Below are 16,632 nucleotides of genomic sequence, written 5' to 3'. Positions count from 1 at the left end.
TTATTATACATGTCGATTCCGTGAAAAAGGCATGCCCCCTTATTGAGAGCATGCCTTTTTTACTTATTTCACAGTATATGAACCTTGTTCAATCCAGCTATACATATACTTTTCATCTTCTGTTTCATGTGCTTGTTTTACAATACGAAGCGGACGGAATGTGTCTATCATAACAGCTAATTCAAGCGTCTCTTTCTTCCCTATACTTGCCTCTGTTTTCCCCGGATGCGGTCCATGGGGAATCCCGCTCGGATGAAGTGTAATAGAACCTTCTTCCACACCTTTGCGACTCATAAAGTTTCCTTCTACATAGTAAAGAACTTCATCACTATTAACATTACTATGATAATATGGTGCTGGAATTGACTCTGGATGATAATCGTATAAACGTGGTACGAAAGAGCAAATAACAAAATTATGTCCTTCAAATGTTTGATGTACTGGCGGTGGCTGATGAATGCGCCCTGTAATTGGTTCAAAATCCTCTACATTAAATACCCACGGATATAAATAGCCATCCCATCCAACAACATCTAACGGGTGGTGTCCTAAAACATGTTTATGCATATAGCCTCTTGATTTTGTCATTACGACAAACTCGCCTTTTTCATCATATGTCTCTAATTTTTCTGGACCACGAAGATCTCTTTCACAAAACGGACTATGCTCTAACAATTGTCCGTATTCATTTCGATAACGACGCGGCGTTGTAATTTGGCTATTTGCCTCTACAACAAGAAACTTAGTCTCTCCTTCATCTGGAATAACACGATAAATCGTTCCAATTGGAATCGTTACATAGTCGCCTTTTCTATAGTGAATCGTTCCAAACATCGTTTCAATTTTCCCTGTTCCATAATGAACAAATAACATTTCATCGCCATCACCATTACGATAGAAATAATCCATTTTTTCTGTTGGACTCACTACTCCAATTAACAAATCTTCATTTCCAAGTATGAAATTCCGTCCACTTATTGCATCACCACTTTTTTTACTTTCTTTCGTTCGAAAGTGGCGATGAGAAAGAGCAACATCCTCTTCATACTGCAACTGACAAGAATGCGATAATGCAGAATGACCTACTTCTGTTGGCATATAATGATGATACAAAATAGACTGCGTACCAGAAAAACCTTTTGTTCCCATTACCTGTTCACGATAAAGCGACCCATCTTTTTTACGAAATTGTACATGTCGTTTATGAGGTAGTTCTCCCATGTGACGATAAAACATGCCCATCACCCGCTTCCTTTTCTTTTTTTATCGTATTACGTAGTGTACCTAAACCAGTAATCGACAGTTCTACAACATCTCCATCTTGTAGCCACTCTTCTGTGCCCAGTTCTAAAATACATCCTGTTCCTACTGTCCCAGAACCAATCACATCTCCTGGATATAACGTAACGTCCTCTGAAGCACGTTCAATCATTTCAGCAAATGTATAGTAAATATCTTGGAAGTTTCCTTTTGATAATAGTTTTCCATTTACATGAGCAGTCATTTCTAAATTATATCGATCACCATTACGATAAACGTCTAATTCCTCTTTCGTAACGAGATGTGCTCCTAATGAAGTTGCAAAGTCTTTTCCCTTCGCTGGACCGAGACCTACTTTCATTTCTGTTGCTTGTAAGTCTCTCGCACTCCAGTCGTTCATAATACAATAACCCAAAATATATTCCTCTGCTTGCTCTCGAGAAATATTTCGCCCTTCTCTTCCTATTACGCAAGCAATCTCCAACTCATAATCAAGCTTTTTAGACTTTTTCGGACCAATTACAAAATCACCGGAACCAATTACAGCACGATGATTAGTAAAATAAAAAACCGGAATATCATACCATTCAGGCACAACATCTAATCCTCTTCGTCCACGAGCTGTTTTTACATGTTGTTCAAATGCGTAAAAATCTCGAATACTACTCGGATTAGGAAGAGCAGCTGTCAATTGTACTTCTTCTAAAGCATATATACCCTTATTTGGATTCTTAATATTCCGCACTACTTCTACATACTCATCCGCTTTCTCTAAAAAATCCATCATAGAAGAAGGGATTTCCCCTTCACTAGCAAGATTCATATCTATTACTTTGTCACCTTCAAGCCATCCAGCCCGTAGTTCTTTTGAAGGAAGACGAAATGTAACAAATTTCATCCTGATTCCTCCTTATAAAAATGAAATTTCCACCAGCAAAGGGACTTTTGCTGGTGGATACAAATCTTATAAGTTTCCGCGACGCTCTTGTTCTCTTTCAATTGATTCGAATAACGCTTTAAAGTTTCCTTCACCAAATCCTCGAGAACCTTTACGTTGAATGATTTCAATAAATAAAGTCGGACGATCTACAATTGGTTTCGTAAAGATTTGTAGTAAGTAACCTTCATCATCACGATCTACTAAGATCTTTAATTCTTTTAACTTATCAATTTCTTCATCGATTTTTCCAACTCGTGCAGTTAGCTCATCGTAATAAGTATCAGGTGTATCTAAAAACTCCACCCCATTTGCACGAAGCGCTTCAACTGTTTTAACAATATCACTTGTTAATAAAGCAAGATGTTGTACACCAGCTCCATTATAGAATTCTAGATACTCTTGAATTTGTGACTTTCTCTTTCCGTCTGCTGGTTCGTTAATAGGAAACTTAATACGACTTCCATTCGTCATAACTTTTGACATTAACGCCGAATACTCTGTACTAATATCGTCATCATCAAAATGAATCATTTGTTTAAAGCCCATAACATTCTCGTAATAACTAACCCACTCTTCCATTTTTTCAACATTACCAACTACATGATCAACAGCAATTAAACCAGACTCCTCAAATGGAATATTAAATTCTACCTTTTGGAATCCTGGCATAAATGCCCCTTTATAATTTTTACGCTCTACAAGCGTATGAATTGTATCACCATACGTACCAATAACTGCTTTTTTCAATGTACCGTCCTCATCTGTTAATTCCTGTGGTGGAGCAATTGCGACGGCACCACGTTTCACTGCTTCTGAGTATGCTTTATCAACATCATCAACAAGTAGTGCCACATCCTTCACGCCATCACCATGAGTCTTTACAAACTCTGCAATACGATTTTCACTACTTAAAGCTCCAGACACAACGAAACGCATATTTTTTTGCACAAGAACATAAGATACCTTTTCACGGTTTCCAGTTTCTAATCCAGAGTAAGCCACAATTTTGAATCCGAACGCTCTCGCAAGATAATAACTCGATTGCTTTGCATTCCCTACGTAAAATTCCAAATGATCTACATCACGTACTGGAAAAAAGTCCTCCATTTGTGCAGCTAGCGTATCCATAGATTTTTGTTTCATAATATCTTCATCCCCCTGTAAATAGATTAAATGGTCCATACTTAAAACCAACCGAAAACGCTTCCAACATTAATTAATAGAAATTAGTTAGCAAGCTAACAAATTCTGACCTTTAAAATTTTCTATCTTTTCTGTCAAATTCCTCTTTTTTTCTTACATATAAAATTCGACTTTTTTCTCTTTGAAATAAAGCGGGATTTTATTCAGTAGATTTTTGATTATTCGTTGAATCAAGTTTCAACCGCAGCGTTTAATTAGCATTGAATGCTGGATAATGAGGTAACTTTAATACTTGAGGGTATATAAGAAGAATATAAAAAAGACTCCAACATATTAACTACTTACTAATACGTTAGAGTCTTTATTTTTTTTGAATGATTGTATTTATATATCTCATACTAATACATTCGCAAGGAATAGAATAAATGATGTTAATATTACCGCTCCACCTAAGGATCCTAATAAATCTGTTTTTGTTACTTGAAACACTTGTTCACTGTTCATATCCCTCATTCTCCTTCCTTTTTTGTTTAATTTAAAACTTCTATTATACTAATACACTTGATAAAAATACGATTAATGCTGTTAATACTACCGCTCCACTTGCTGATCCTACGAAGTCACCTTTTGTTACTTGTAATACTTGCTCTTTCATATCATTTATCCTCCTTTTTTTCTTTTGTTACAAAGCTTCTATTATACTAATACGCTTGATAGAAATACGATTAACGCTGTTAATACTACCGCTCCACTTGCTGATCCTACGAAGTCACCTTTTGTTACTTGTAATACTTGCTCTTTCATATCTTTCATTCTCCTCTCTTTTTCTTTTATTACAAAACTTCTATTATACTAATACGCTTGATAAAAATACGATTAATGCTGTTAATACTACCGCTCCACTTGCTGATCCTACGAAGTCACCTTTTGTTACTTGTAATACTTGCTCTTTCATATCATTTATCCTCCCTTTTTATAAGTTATCTATATGTAATTTTTAAGAAATGTTTATTTCATAGTTTTTATGTTAACGTTACATTAAATTTGATAACGTAACGTTTGTAACATTAATGTAACATAACTATTATTACGTTGCAATATAATTACGTAAAATTTATTACACTTTTTTTACGTTTTTTTATAACAACCCTCAAAAACCTTTATTTAATGCGTTTTTCACTAAGTTCACGTTTGTAACACTCGTGTAACATTACAGTCATAAAGTGAAATGTAGTCATATTCCTCTCTATTTTTGTTACAAATTGTTTATTTAGTGCCACTAAACCTATCTAATCTTTACTTACTTTTAATATGAGATAAAATACCGTCTTTCCAAGATAAGTTTATATGTTTCCTCTATATAACTATGTATAATAAAAACAAAGAGGTGGTCATTTTGAAATTAATCGCATTAGATATGGATGGTACACTACTATCATCTAATCTTGAAATCTCCAAAGAAAACCTACAAGCAATCCAAACTGCACAAGAAGCCGGTCATATTGTAATGATCTGTTCTGGTCGTGCGAAAGAGGATGCTTTAAAGCTATTGGAAGAATATAAATTATCTCTTCCAGTCGGAGCAAGCAATGGGGCTATTGTTTATGTGGATGGAAAAGTAATTAACTCGCGTTGTATACAAAACGACAAAGTGTACAAACTTGCAAAATTACTAGAATCTGAAGGTTTCCCATATAAGCTATATACAAATAAAGGAGTTTATTCTCCATATACATGGCAAGATCAAGTGATGCAAGCATTCGAAGAAAATAAGCATGCGCTTGATGTTACATTAGAGGAACTTGAACGAATTACAGAAAAGCAAAAGAAATCGAACCTAATTACTGATTTCAAAAAAATAGAAGATGTTGTAAATAACCAAGAACTAGAAATATCTAAATTCTTCATTTTAACGTTTAATGCAGCGCATCGCGCACAGCTATTAAGTATATTACAAGAAGATGCTGATATTATGGTTACAGCATCGGCTCCTACTAACTTAGAAATTATGGATAAGAATGGACATAAAGGAAACGGGATACAGCAGATGGCAGCTCATTTTAATATCCCTATTGAAGATACAGTTGCTATTGGTGATAATTTTAATGATGTACCAATGTTAGAAGTAGCAGGCTTATCTGTTGCAATGGGCAACGCTGAAGAAGATGTAAAAAAGCTATGTGATGTTGTAACACTAACAAACAATGAACATGGTGTTGCTCACGCAATCGAGCAATTTGTATTGAAACAAACTTCATCTAGTAAATAAAAAAAGGACTCTTTCAATTTGAAAGAGTCCTTTTTTATACGTGATGACAAGCAACAAAATGCTCTACACCAACATTACGGAATTCTGGTACTGTTTTTTTACAAACATCCGTTGCAAATGGGCAACGTGTATGAAAACGACAGCCCGAAGGTGGATTTGCTGGACTTGGAATATCCCCTTCTAGTATAATTCGTTCTCGCTTCACTGTTGGATCTGGTATTGGAACAGCTGATAACAATGCTTTCGTATAAGGATGTAGCGGATTGGTAAATAACTTATCACGCGGTGCTGTCTCCACAATCGTACCTAAATACATAATTCCGATTTTCGTACATAAGTGTTCTACTACACTTAAATCATGCGAAATGAATAAATAAGATAATCCCTTTTTCTCCTGTAACTCACTAAATAAATTAATAATTTGTGCTTGGATAGATACATCTAGTGCCGCTACAGGTTCATCAGCTACAATGAATTCTGGATTTAATACCATAGCTCTTGCGATTACGATACGCTGACGTTGTCCACCAGAAAACTCATGGGGATACCGGTCAATATGATAAGGAGCTAATCCACATAACTCCAATACTTCAATTACCTTTTCACGCACATTTTCTTTCGTTGCTAATCCGTGGGCCAACATTGGCTCTCCAAGCGCTTCTCCAATTCTCATTCTCGGATTTAATGAGCTAAATGGATCTTGGAAAACGAGCTGCATATTAGGGCGATGTTTTCTTAATTCATCCTTGGATAAAGAATGAACATCTTTTCCTTTAAACTTCACTTCTCCCTCCGTTTTTTGAACGAGGCGTAAAATTGTTTTTCCTATTGTTGTTTTCCCGCTCCCTGATTCACCAACGAGACCAAACACTTCACCTTTATTAATAGTAAAACTTACTCCATCAACTGCTTTTACATGCCCAATTGTTCTACTAAATACGCCACCCTTAATTGGAAAATATGCCTTTAGGTTTTTCACCTCTAATAATGGTTCACTCATTGTTCCGCACGCTCCTCATATAACCAGCAAGCTACTTTATGATTTTCATCATTTACATTTAGATTTGGGGCTTCTTTTTCACATATTTCCATACAATGCTCACAACGCCCACTAAAGTAACAAAATTCACCTAAACCAACTAAATTCGGAACTTGCCCTGGAATAGAATATAGTTTATCTATTCGTTTTCCCATTACTGGTTTTGATTTCAATAATCCTTTCGTATAAGGATGTTTTGGATTTTGGAATATCTCTAGTACTGGGGCTTCTTCAATAACTTTCCCGCCATACATAACGACAACATAATCAGCCATTTCCGCTACGACACCTAAGTCATGTGTAATTAATAAAATCGACGTTTTAAATTCTTCTTTCACTTGTCTTAGTAGATCCAATATTTGAGCCTGAATGGTAACATCAAGAGCTGTTGTTGGTTCATCTGCAATTAATAACTTAGGATTACAACTAAGCGCAACAGCAATCATAATACGTTGTAACATCCCACCGCTCAGTTCATGCGGATAAGAATGGACGATTTCATCAGCGCGGGCTATGCCAACTTTACGAATTAACTCAATTGCCTTCTTATATGCTTCATTTTTACTAAGTAATTCATGCTCTCTTAACGTTTCTACAATTTGCTCCCCTACAGTGAAGACGGGGTTTAGCGATGTCATCGGTTCTTGGAAAATCATTGCAATATCATTGCCTCGTAAACTACGAAGTTCTTTCTCTTTCATTCCTAAGAGACTTTTTCCTTCATATAAAATGTCTCCACCCACTACACTACCAGATTCAGCAATAAGCCCCATAATAGATAAAGCTGTTACACTCTTTCCGCAACCTGATTCTCCTACTACACAAACTGTTTCCCCTTCTCGAACCGCAAAGCTAACATGGTTCACAGCCTTTACTGTCCCCTCGTCAGTTTGAAAATGTGTTTGTAAGTCTTTCAGCTCTACTACCGCTTTACTCATATCTTCTCACCTACCGTCTCATCTTTGGATCTAACGCATCACGAAGTGCATCACCAAGTAAATTAATTGATACAACTGTTATAAAGATTGCAAAACCGGGCGGAATCCATAACCATGGACGCTTTTGGAAATCGATTAATGAGTTAGCTGCGCTAATCATGTTCCCCCATGATGGTGTAGGTGGAACGACTCCGAGGCCTAAGTAACTTAGTGCGGACTCACTTAAAATAGATCCAGCCACACCCAAAGTTGCTACAACAATAAGTAACGGAAAAACGTTAGGAATTAGATGATGAATGATTTTTCGAGAATCTTTTAATCCTAATACATCTGCCGCTTGCATAAAGGCTTGCTCCCGCAATGTTAAAATTTGTCCTCTCACAAGACGGGCAAGTCCTGGCCATCCTACTAAACTTAAAATAATCATTACAACATATAAACGGTACTCCGATGGTAATTTCCATTCTGATAAAATTGCTCCCATTATAATAAGTAGTGGTAATCCTGGAATGGACATTAACACATCTGCAACACGCATAATTAAATGATCTACAACTCCTCGATAAAAACCAGCAATTGCTCCTAATAGAGCTCCTAGTATAACGGATAGTAGCATCGACGCTAAACCGATTGTTAATGAAATACGCCCTGCTTGCATAAGTCTAGTTAAAATATCCCGTCCCAACTGGTCTGTCCCAAGCCAATGTGACAGGCTGGGTGGTTTATTAATTTGTGTTACTTGTACTTTCCCATCAGCATACGGTGAAAAGATTGGACCGATAAAACTAAATAAAAACATAAATATTAAAACGTATAAGCCACACAGTGCCATCTTATTTTTCTTGATTTTTTTATACGCTTGGCGCCATGGTGATGATTCATTTCTTTTTTTCCGTTCTTTCTTTTTCTCTATTATGGGTGTAATAGTCTCCATATCTTTCCCCCCTTACTTCAATCGAATTCTTGGATCAACAAACGCATATACAATATCAGCTAAGAAATTAGCCATAATTGTTAAACAAGAAAGAAACATTGTAAAGGCCATTAATACCGTATAGTCACGGAAGTTTAATGCTTCTAATTGAATACTCCCAATCCCTGGCCAATTAAAAATCTGTTCAATAATAATAGCTCCTGAAAATAAACCCGGTAATTCAAAAGCAAGTAATGTAATTGCTGGCAAAATTGCATTTTTCAATGCATGTTTATAAATAACGGTCCTTTCTTTTAAACCTTTTGCACGAGCAGTACGAATATAATCTTGCCTAATAACATCCAACATGCCAGTTCTAAAATAGCGTGTTAACGATCCTACACCAAGAAGCGTTAAAATAAATACAGGTAGAATCATATGACGTAATACTTCTAATATGTATGCTATCCCTGTTGAGTTACTCCCAATATCAATCATGCCACCAATAGGTAATGACTTTAAATCAACTGCTAATAATTTAATTAAAAATAGTCCGATAAAAAATGATGGAAATGACATTGCTGCAAAGACACCGATTGTTACCAATCTATCAAACCAAGAGTGCTGCTTTGTTGCAGAAATAACCCCAATAATAAGAGCAATAATCCAAGTGAAAAATAAAGCTGCAGCAGCAACAATAAATGTATTCCAAATGAATTTATTAAGTAATGAAGTTACCGGTTCTTGATACTGTAAAGAAAATCCAAAATCACCATGCAAAGCATTCACTAACCAATGAAAATACCTTTCAATAATCGGTTTATTTAAACCGTACAACTCTCTTAATTCTTGAGCTCTCTCTGGTGTTAATTTTGGATTTGAATCGATATAATCACCCGGTAAGAGTGCAAATAAGAAAAAGATAATAATAGACGTACCAAACAATGTAGGAATCATTTGTAGAAACCTACGAATGATATATGTTTTCACCTTTTGTCTCCCCAATCCTATTTACTTAAAAATAGAAGAACATTTTTTCAAAACAGCTACCATTCCATTGCTGTGTGAAAAAACGTCTTCTATTATTTAGGTCAACCCTTATTGTTCAATAGATAACACTGGTAAGTTGGAACTGATGCTATCGTACTTTTCTGGATCAATTCCTTTTATACGTGCATTATGAGCATAAAGTAGTTTACGATAGTTTAATAAAATAACTGGTGGATCATCACTTAACTCTTTATACAGCTCTTTATAAATCGCTTTACGTTTTTCAATATCTGTCGTTCCTATACCTTTTACAATCAAATCATCTACTTTCGGATTATTATAACCCGTATCACTTTTTGGATTAGTTGATAAGTACTCACTTACAACTTCACTTGGATCACTAATTCCTGGTGTTGAAACTGCCGCTAAATCGTAGTCACCTTTTCCTACTTTTGAAAGCATCGTATTAAAGTCCATCAACTCTGGATTTAATTCAACACCAATTTCTTTGTAACTTTCTTTTGCAATCGGAATAAAGATATCATTTGTTTTACCTGTATTTGATGCGTAGTATGTTAATTTTAATTTTTGACCATCTTTTTCACGAACCCCGTCAGAACCTACTTTCCAACCAGCCTCATCCAATAATTTTTTAGCCTTTTCTACGTCATGCGGATATTTATTAATACCTTCTTCTGTATATGCCCATGAAACTGGAGCAATTGGTACGTTAGCGACAGAGCCATAGCCTTGTAAAGCTGTATCCACATACTTCTTACGGTCTAATCCATAAGTAAGTGCTTGGCGTACCTTTTTATCTTTCAAATACGACTTCTTATTATTTACATAGATATAAGCAATATCACTTGATGATTCAAGATTAATATTTGCAAACTCTAATCCTTTTAATTGGTCTATATTTTCAGGGTTCGCTCTAAACCCACTATAGTCCAGTTCACCTGTTTGGAATAATTGGAATCCAGTATCACCTGATGTGATTTTGTAAATAAAGTTTTTAATTTTTGGTTTACCTGCATAATAATTTTCGTTAGCAACAAAGCGGACTTCTTGACCTGGAACATATTTTTCAAATTTATATGGACCCGCTGCAATTGGTTGCCCATATAATGCTTTTAAATAGTCTAAACTTGTATTTTGTTTATAATCTTTTCCATAATAAGCTTTTGATAGCACTGGGCCACCTAAATTCGTTAGCGCCTGTGAATTAACTTTTTCAGTTGTAATTTTAATTGTCTGTGGATCAACAACTTGGATTCCTTCAATAGAAGTTGCTTTTCCTTCTTTATATTCTTTCCCACCTTTAACAGCATACTGAGCAATATCCAATCCACCTTCATACGCTTTATCATGAAGTAGTGTTAATGTAAATGCTACGTCATCCGCTGTTAGAGGCGACCCATCACTAAATTTTAAATTTTTACGTAAATGGAATGTATATGTTAACTGGTCAGCAGAAATATCCCATTTTTCCGCAAGATCCGGAATAGGTTTACTTTGTTTGTCTGTTGTTACTAATGAAGCAAAAATAACCGACGTTACATTTCCATCCCAACCATTATCTTGGAAATACGGAAGGAAAACTCCCCCTGGCTTAGAAATGGCTGTAATGAAAGTATCTTTTCGTTGATTTGCTTTCTCTGGACTTTTCTTTTTATCTGTAGCTGGAATTGATTCAATCTTAGAGTCTTTTAAATCCTGCTTTTTTACTGGTTCTGTAGAAGCCGTATCCTCCTGTCCCCCACAAGCAGATAACACAAGCGAACTACTCAGTAATACTGAAAATACACCAGCCCATTTTTTTGTCTTTTTCTTCATTGTCCCCACCCTAACTGTTTAATAGTTATACCCTTTGAACTTATTAGCTTATGTATGCCTCCCACAGCACATTTATAGCCAATCGGAAAAGTCGGTTTTAATCAGAAAAAAATAGATGTTTTTGAGGGGTAACAATCTTATTCCGACCTTTCCGGTAGACTTTATGGTTATTAGCTTATATCGTTCATTATGTTTTGTCAATTCTTTCTAAATAAATATTTTTAGAATTTTCCCAAAATTATTACTCTACATTTATACTTTAAGAAAACTCAGCTATAATTCGTATTAAAACTTAAAAATCTACTTCTATTCCTTCAGCATGAAACATAGAATACTAATAACCAATTACCAAAAAGGGGGCGAAAATATGGACAACCTATTCCAATACGTCCTGCACTACGTATTATTAACAATTATGATAGTCGGAGCGCTATTACTATTCCCGTTCTTCCCAAAGTTCGTCCTCTTTTTAGCTTTTTTTATCATGCTCGGGATTGCTATTATAATTTCAACGAGAGAAGATGCCACGCAAAAAGAGAGCAGAGTTCAGCGCATAAAGCTGTAACTTTGCTCTCTTTTTGTTTTCATTCACTAGTCTCTGTTACACATATTTATCCCGCTATTTGCCGTGCAGTAAGACCCCCACCTCAAAATTCAGCGAAAGCAAAAGAAGTTAGGTCAGGGTCGGGGTGCCCGTAAAAGCCCTCACTTTATCTCTCGGGAAATAATTAGCCTTTGTTTTTGTAATTACTCCTATCGAAAAACCACTAATGACATTTATTTTTCACCTTATCATTTTCATATGTTTCACAAACTATGCAAATTGAGGAAAATGGATTTATCTAAGTTACTGTTTCACGTGAAACACATCGCTTCATTTAACCTTTAAAGCAAAATATCATTATGAAAAAAGCCACTTCCTCCAGCAAAACTGAAAGGAAGTGGCTTTCTACTCATTACTCCACCATATTCTCTAATTCATTATATAAATCTGCTCGTAACAACTCTTTCTTCGTTTTTTCCTCATATAATTTTTCAAGTTTTTCAACATCAGCTACATATTCCATTTCACTTTCTAATGCATATATATCTTCTTCTATATGCATTAACTCGTTTTCAATCTCCGCAAAACTTCTAGAATCTTTCTTTTTTATAGAGATTGCTTCAACACTTTTTCTTCCATGGTGCTTATGCTTTATTACTTCCTCCTCAAGCTTTTCTTCCCACTTTTGACGAGCCCATGCATAGTTTCCTGCAAACTCAAATAATTTGCATCTATCAATCCAGTACGTCTTTTCAAATAACTTATTTAAAAAATATCGATCGTGTGAAACAGCTAAAATCGTCCCGTTATATTGCTCAAGGGCTTCCTCTAAAACTTCCCTTGATTCAATATCAAGATGGTTTGTCGGCTCATCTAAAATTAGAAAATTGATGTCTTGATACATAAGTTGCGCAAGTCTTAATCTCATTTTTTCTCCACCACTAAGTTGCGTTACTTTCTTAAATACTGCTGGACCATAAAACAAAAACTTAGCTAATATATGTCTTGCTTCTCCTTCTGTTACAGCCACATTCTCTCTGAATGCTTCCAATACATTACTCTTCATATTTTCATATACATGTTGTGATAAATAACCAATTTTGACACTACTACCAATTCGAATTTCACCAACGTCTGGATTTATTTCTTCTAATAGTAGTTTTAATAATGTAGTCTTCCCTGTACCATTACGACCAACGATAGCAGCACGCTCTTGAAAACGAACATGTAAATTCGCTTGTTCAAATAAAGATCGGCCAGCAAAACCTTTACTCACTTCTTTCATTACAACAACATCTTTTCCGCTTCTCTCTTGCCCTTCAAACTGAAGACCCATCTGTTTTCTTTCTAAAATTGGCCTCTTTAATTTCTCTATACGCTCTAACGCACGTTCCATATTCCTCGCTCTTTTATGCAATCCTTCATTCGGAGGATTCGCTTGATTTGCCCATTCACGTAGGCGCTTAATTGCTTCTTTCATTTTCTTTATTTTCTTTTGCTGCTCTTGATAAGCTTGAAACTCTTGAAGTAACCTTTCTTCCTTCTCCTCAACGAACTGAGAATAATTCGTATGGTACACGTGAATCTCTCCATCTTCCAAATCCAAAATTTTCGTTACAACTTCATCAAGGAAATAGCGATCGTGTGAAATAACCATAACTGTTCCAGTATATTCTTTTAAAAATTTCTCTAACCATTCAACTGCAAACAAATCTAAATGATTTGTTGGTTCATCTAATAGAAGTAAATCTGGTTTCTGCAATAGCATATATGCAAGGCTTATTTTCGTCTGTTCTCCTCCACTTAATTCCGTAAATACTCTTGGAAATAAGTTTGTGACTTGTAAGCCATTTGCTACCTTCATTATATTTGCCTCTATTTCATAACCACCGAGAAATGCAAATTTTTCTTGAATTACTCCGTACCTCTCCATTAGCTTTTGCAAAGCAGATTGTTCCTGCTCCTCCGCCATATTTTTTTCTAGAGCATGCATTTCTTTTTCTAATTCCTTTTCTACTTTAAAAGCGGAACTCAATACATCATATACAGTCATGGCCTCATCAAACTTCGGAATTTGTGCGACATGACCAATACGTGTACCTTTCTTCATATGAATGGCTCCTGCATCCAAACTCTCCATTCCCGTTAGAAGCCCAAAGATTGTTGTCTTCCCACTACCGTTACGACCAACTAATCCAACACGTTCACCATTCTTTATTTCAAGCGATATATTTTCAAATATGATGTTTCCACCAAAAGATTTCGTTACATTATTTACACTACAAATAGTCATTTTCCGTACTCCTTTCAATATAAAAAACCATGAGAAAGAAACATTCCCCATGGTTTTCGGCATAGAAAAAGGAAGCCAAATAGCTCCCTTTTCACACGTTTATTAAAAATGGGTGAAGAGATTTCTATCGTTCAATAGTCACTATGCAATTGTTAAAAAAGGGCATACGTATCCCGTTAACAACTACATCATGAAAAATCGCACGACAAAAATAGATAAAATCTAAAAATTTGGCACGCGCAGCTAAAGAACGTTTCATCTCATTCACCCCTTTCGTACGGAATTTAATACTTACTTCTTTATTATACTTTCCAATTTCATGTTTGAATAGTCATTTTTCTGAAAATAATGAAGATAGACTAAACATTTCAATAAGTGACATCAAATCTTACAAAACTGTTATGTTCACGTAATGGAAAGCGATAGTACGAAAAGATGCCTCCCTATACAATAAAGATGTAAAACAAGAGTGACAAACACAAGGAGGAAACAAACATGATGAAAGAAATCGTAAAAGCAATCTTTGAGGTATTAGTGAACGGACAAGCAGTTGTAAAAGAACTAAATGAACTATAAAAAGGAGTGAAGAAATATGATGAACATGGTGAAAATGATTTTACACGCTTTAGTCGATGCAAAAGCAGTTAGCCAAGAATTAAACCAACAATAAAAAGGGGTATATGAATATGAAGAAAGCCATTATTATAATTGCAAGCACAGCAATCACTTTATACACAATAAAAAATAGAAAAAAGAAAAATAATGAAAATGTTCTATATTATCCATACACACTATTAGAGAAAAAATAAAAGACAAGGTACCCTATCGTAATGAGGATATCTTGTCTTTTATTTTTTCCATATTGTCTTTAGAGGATTTCCTTCTCCTTTTCCCGAATGTATTAAGCGGGATTTTTACACATATTTTAAAGGGGCATATATACAAATGGATACACAACAACTATATTTTTTAAACGATATCGGTAAACAAAAACCAGAAAGTATTCGGAATAGAAGCGCTGCATGTCCATTTTGCGATAAAGAACATTTAACGGATATTTTAGCAACTGATGGTTCTATTATTTGGTTAAAAAATAAATTTCCTACATTACAAGATACATTTCAAACGGTGCTGATTGAAACGGATAATTGCGAAGATCATATCGCAACATATACAGAAGAACATATGCGAAAATTAATGCAATTTTCTATTCAACATTGGTTACACTTACAGAAGAACGAAGAATTTGCATCTGTAATTTTATACAAAAATCACGGTCCATTTTCAGGTGGAAGTTTGCATCATGCACACATGCAAATTATCGGAATGAAATATGTAAATTATCTTGAAAATATTGAAGAAGAAAATTTCCAAGGAGTAATTGTTCAAAAAAATGAACGCATTGAGCTTAATATTTCAGAGCATCCCATTATTGGCTTCACTGAATTCAATATAATCATTGATAATATTTCATATATAGATGAAATGGCAAATTACATTCAGCAAACTGTACGTTACATACTGATAGATTTCCATAAAGGATGCAGTAGTTATAACTTATTCTTCTATTACTTAAATGGAAAAATCATTTGTAAAGTTGTACCTAGATTTGTCGTTTCACCATTGTATGTAGGATATAAAATACCGCAAGTTTCTACAAAACTAGAAGAGGTGAAAATACAACTCACGCAGTATTTCACGAAAGAAAAGGATGAAATTATTCATAAAAAAACAGAGTAGGTATAGAAAACCTACTCTTTTACCCCGCATTAACGAGCAGTAAAACTTCCACCTCAAAATCCGGAAAACGCTAGAAGTTAGGCGGAAGATTAACTGCTCGTAAAAGCCCGATTGGTGAAGACTAATAATCAGCGGGGGATGAACAGACTCCCCCACTGATTAAAGTTTCACTTTATTACACCTTTATTTCGATAGTACACATCTTCTAATCCGATGTTATACTTCATGTTATTATCCGTCCACTCTGGCCCTAAATTCCCTGGCCATCCAGATGTATTCGCTATATATTTCAGTAATGCAAAATCAGTCAAACCTTTTTGCACCCCACGCTTATATCCTTTCATTAAATGCGGCATTGCAATTTGCGCATTTGTACGTGGATCTTTCAGCTCATCATCAGTTAAATGTTCTGGTGCAAGCCCGCCGCCGCGGTGTAGTTGAAACAATCCAAATGAAGTTCCATTATCTCCAACACTTCTTGGATTTAATCGACTTTCATGCTCGGCAATTGCAAGAGGTATCCATTCCGGAAGATTTACTTTCTTCGCTTCCTCTATAATGATTTGTTTCATCTGTTTTGCTTCTTCTGAATCAACATAGCTTGTTCCATTCACTAGCTTATCCATTCCTTCAGACTTTCCTTGGAAATATAAATATACTCCAAGAACAACTAAAAATCCTACAAAGAATTTCTTCACTACCTCTACCTCTTTCTCCGCTGAAATTT

Annotated in this window: 19 protein-coding genes; 4 read left to right on the top strand and 15 right to left on the bottom strand. The window is 35.2% G+C overall.

Features of this window, described 5'->3' with window-relative positions:
- Positions 1 to 63 precede the first annotated feature (63 nt).
- From GBN78_RS08905 to GBN78_RS08875, 7 genes are all read right to left on the bottom strand, one after another.
- Entirely contained in the window at positions 64 to 1,236 is a 1,173-nt protein-coding gene (locus GBN78_RS08905) for a homogentisate 1,2-dioxygenase (RefSeq protein WP_013141710.1), read from the bottom strand.
- On the bottom strand, positions 1,202 to 2,158 hold the full coding sequence (locus GBN78_RS08900) for a fumarylacetoacetate hydrolase family protein (protein ID WP_152127282.1): 957 nt from the start codon (positions 2,156 to 2,158) through the stop codon (positions 1,202 to 1,204). Before GBN78_RS08900 ends, GBN78_RS08905 begins: the two co-directional genes overlap by 35 nt.
- Positions 2,159 to 2,224: 66 nt before the next feature.
- The gene (hppD, locus tag GBN78_RS08895; RefSeq protein ID WP_000810922.1) at positions 2,225 to 3,343 is read right to left on the bottom strand and encodes a 4-hydroxyphenylpyruvate dioxygenase; all 1,119 of its coding nucleotides are present in this window, start codon (positions 3,341 to 3,343) and stop codon (positions 2,225 to 2,227) included.
- A gap of 393 nt (positions 3,344 to 3,736) precedes the next feature.
- Positions 3,737 to 3,847, bottom strand: a complete 111-nt coding sequence (locus GBN78_RS08890) for a DUF3948 family protein (RefSeq protein ID WP_001083690.1) — start codon at positions 3,845 to 3,847, stop codon at positions 3,737 to 3,739.
- A gap of 43 nt (positions 3,848 to 3,890) precedes the next feature.
- Positions 3,891 to 3,998, bottom strand: a complete 108-nt coding sequence (locus GBN78_RS08885) for a DUF3948 family protein (protein WP_000664237.1) — start codon at positions 3,996 to 3,998, stop codon at positions 3,891 to 3,893.
- 41 nt (positions 3,999 to 4,039) lie between these two features.
- Positions 4,040 to 4,156, bottom strand: a complete 117-nt coding sequence (locus GBN78_RS08880) for a DUF3948 family protein (protein ID WP_000654250.1) — start codon at positions 4,154 to 4,156, stop codon at positions 4,040 to 4,042.
- Positions 4,157 to 4,190: 34 nt separating this feature from the next.
- The gene (locus GBN78_RS08875; RefSeq protein WP_000664237.1) at positions 4,191 to 4,298 is read right to left on the bottom strand and encodes a DUF3948 family protein; all 108 of its coding nucleotides are present in this window, start codon (positions 4,296 to 4,298) and stop codon (positions 4,191 to 4,193) included.
- Between the two features lie 441 nt (positions 4,299 to 4,739).
- Here GBN78_RS08875 and GBN78_RS08870 point away from each other — a divergent pair, with 441 nt between their 5' ends.
- Complete coding sequence (locus GBN78_RS08870) at positions 4,740 to 5,612, top strand: Cof-type HAD-IIB family hydrolase (RefSeq protein ID WP_000766421.1); 873 nt, start codon at positions 4,740 to 4,742, stop codon at positions 5,610 to 5,612.
- A 34-nt stretch (positions 5,613 to 5,646) separates the two neighbouring features.
- On the opposite strand, the gene GBN78_RS08865 is transcribed toward GBN78_RS08870, so the two are convergent.
- The 5 genes from GBN78_RS08865 to GBN78_RS08845 form a co-directional block, all read right to left on the bottom strand.
- On the bottom strand, positions 5,647 to 6,612 hold the full coding sequence (locus GBN78_RS08865) for an ABC transporter ATP-binding protein (RefSeq protein WP_152127280.1): 966 nt from the start codon (positions 6,610 to 6,612) through the stop codon (positions 5,647 to 5,649).
- Complete coding sequence (locus tag GBN78_RS08860; protein WP_000030767.1) at positions 6,609 to 7,589, bottom strand: ABC transporter ATP-binding protein; 981 nt, start codon at positions 7,587 to 7,589, stop codon at positions 6,609 to 6,611. The genes GBN78_RS08865 and GBN78_RS08860 overlap by 4 nt, the downstream gene beginning before the upstream one ends.
- A gap of 10 nt (positions 7,590 to 7,599) precedes the next feature.
- Positions 7,600 to 8,523, bottom strand: coding sequence for an oligopeptide ABC transporter permease (opp4C, locus tag GBN78_RS08855; protein WP_000447957.1), 924 nt, complete (start codon positions 8,521 to 8,523; stop codon positions 7,600 to 7,602).
- A gap of 12 nt (positions 8,524 to 8,535) precedes the next feature.
- On the bottom strand, positions 8,536 to 9,492 hold the full coding sequence (locus GBN78_RS08850; RefSeq protein WP_152127278.1) for an ABC transporter permease: 957 nt from the start codon (positions 9,490 to 9,492) through the stop codon (positions 8,536 to 8,538).
- 108 nt (positions 9,493 to 9,600) lie between these two features.
- Complete coding sequence (locus GBN78_RS08845) at positions 9,601 to 11,328, bottom strand: ABC transporter substrate-binding protein (RefSeq protein WP_000730674.1); 1,728 nt, start codon at positions 11,326 to 11,328, stop codon at positions 9,601 to 9,603.
- 367 nt (positions 11,329 to 11,695) lie between these two features.
- On the opposite strand from GBN78_RS08845, the gene GBN78_RS08840 reads away from it, so the two are divergent.
- Entirely contained in the window at positions 11,696 to 11,893 is a 198-nt protein-coding gene (locus GBN78_RS08840) for a hypothetical protein (RefSeq protein WP_000369253.1), read from the top strand.
- A gap of 391 nt (positions 11,894 to 12,284) precedes the next feature.
- Here GBN78_RS08840 and abc-f read toward each other — a convergent pair whose 3' ends face one another.
- On the bottom strand, positions 12,285 to 14,165 hold the full coding sequence (abc-f, locus tag GBN78_RS08830) for a ribosomal protection-like ABC-F family protein (protein WP_070183504.1): 1,881 nt from the start codon (positions 14,163 to 14,165) through the stop codon (positions 12,285 to 12,287).
- 124 nt (positions 14,166 to 14,289) lie between these two features.
- Positions 14,290 to 14,424, bottom strand: coding sequence for an RAxF-45 family protein (locus GBN78_RS30610; RefSeq protein WP_000830643.1), 135 nt, complete (start codon positions 14,422 to 14,424; stop codon positions 14,290 to 14,292).
- A gap of 421 nt (positions 14,425 to 14,845) precedes the next feature.
- On the opposite strand from GBN78_RS30610, the gene GBN78_RS08825 reads away from it, so the two are divergent.
- Both GBN78_RS08825 and GBN78_RS08820 read left to right on the top strand, forming a co-directional pair.
- Positions 14,846 to 14,974: a hypothetical protein gene (locus GBN78_RS08825; RefSeq protein WP_001998915.1), complete on the top strand. Its 129-nt coding sequence runs from the start codon at positions 14,846 to 14,848 to the stop codon at positions 14,972 to 14,974.
- 136 nt (positions 14,975 to 15,110) lie between these two features.
- A complete protein-coding gene (locus GBN78_RS08820) occupies positions 15,111 to 15,905 on the top strand; it encodes a DUF4931 domain-containing protein (protein WP_016119007.1) in 795 nt (264 codons plus the stop codon).
- A gap of 167 nt (positions 15,906 to 16,072) precedes the next feature.
- Here GBN78_RS08820 and GBN78_RS08815 read toward each other — a convergent pair whose 3' ends face one another.
- On the bottom strand, positions 16,073 to 16,603 hold the full coding sequence (locus tag GBN78_RS08815) for a transglycosylase SLT domain-containing protein (RefSeq protein ID WP_000713248.1): 531 nt from the start codon (positions 16,601 to 16,603) through the stop codon (positions 16,073 to 16,075).
- Positions 16,604 to 16,632: the final 29 nt, after the last annotated feature.

This window comes from Bacillus sp. B2-WWTP-C-10-Post-4, assembly GCF_009183805.1.
In the GTDB taxonomy this organism is placed as follows: domain Bacteria; phylum Bacillota; class Bacilli; order Bacillales; family Bacillaceae_G; genus Bacillus_A; species Bacillus_A cereus.
The sequence above is the reverse complement of the archived record's forward strand: the minus strand, read 5'-3'. Positions and strand labels throughout refer to the sequence as shown.

Bases quoted from the DNA above. Each gene is read 5' to 3' on its own strand.
- GBN78_RS08905 (WP_013141710.1), bottom strand. From the start codon at position 1,236: ATGTTTTATCGTCACATGGGAGAACTACCTCATAAACGACATGTACAA.
- GBN78_RS08900 (WP_152127282.1), bottom strand. From the start codon at position 2,158: ATGAAATTTGTTACATTTCGTCTTCCTTCAAAAGAACTACGGGCTGGA.
- hppD (WP_000810922.1), bottom strand. From the start codon at position 3,343: ATGAAACAAAAATCTATGGATACGCTAGCTGCACAAATGGAGGACTTT.
- GBN78_RS08890 (WP_001083690.1), bottom strand. From the start codon at position 3,847: ATGAACAGTGAACAAGTGTTTCAAGTAACAAAAACAGATTTATTAGGA.
- GBN78_RS08885 (WP_000664237.1), bottom strand. From the start codon at position 3,998: ATGAAAGAGCAAGTATTACAAGTAACAAAAGGTGACTTCGTAGGATCA.
- GBN78_RS08880 (WP_000654250.1), bottom strand. From the start codon at position 4,156: ATGAAAGATATGAAAGAGCAAGTATTACAAGTAACAAAAGGTGACTTC.
- GBN78_RS08875 (WP_000664237.1), bottom strand. From the start codon at position 4,298: ATGAAAGAGCAAGTATTACAAGTAACAAAAGGTGACTTCGTAGGATCA.
- GBN78_RS08865 (WP_152127280.1), bottom strand. From the start codon at position 6,612: ATGAGTGAACCATTATTAGAGGTGAAAAACCTAAAGGCATATTTTCCA.
- GBN78_RS08860 (WP_000030767.1), bottom strand. From the start codon at position 7,589: ATGAGTAAAGCGGTAGTAGAGCTGAAAGACTTACAAACACATTTTCAA.
- opp4C (WP_000447957.1), bottom strand. From the start codon at position 8,523: ATGGAGACTATTACACCCATAATAGAGAAAAAGAAAGAACGGAAAAAA.
- GBN78_RS08845 (WP_000730674.1), bottom strand. From the start codon at position 11,328: ATGAAGAAAAAGACAAAAAAATGGGCTGGTGTATTTTCAGTATTACTG.
- GBN78_RS08840 (WP_000369253.1), top strand. From the start codon at position 11,696: ATGGACAACCTATTCCAATACGTCCTGCACTACGTATTATTAACAATT.
- abc-f (WP_070183504.1), bottom strand. From the start codon at position 14,165: ATGACTATTTGTAGTGTAAATAATGTAACGAAATCTTTTGGTGGAAAC.
- GBN78_RS30610 (WP_000830643.1), bottom strand. From the start codon at position 14,424: ATGAAACGTTCTTTAGCTGCGCGTGCCAAATTTTTAGATTTTATCTAT.
- GBN78_RS08825 (WP_001998915.1), top strand. From the start codon at position 14,846: ATGAATATGAAGAAAGCCATTATTATAATTGCAAGCACAGCAATCACT.
- GBN78_RS08820 (WP_016119007.1), top strand. From the start codon at position 15,111: ATGGATACACAACAACTATATTTTTTAAACGATATCGGTAAACAAAAA.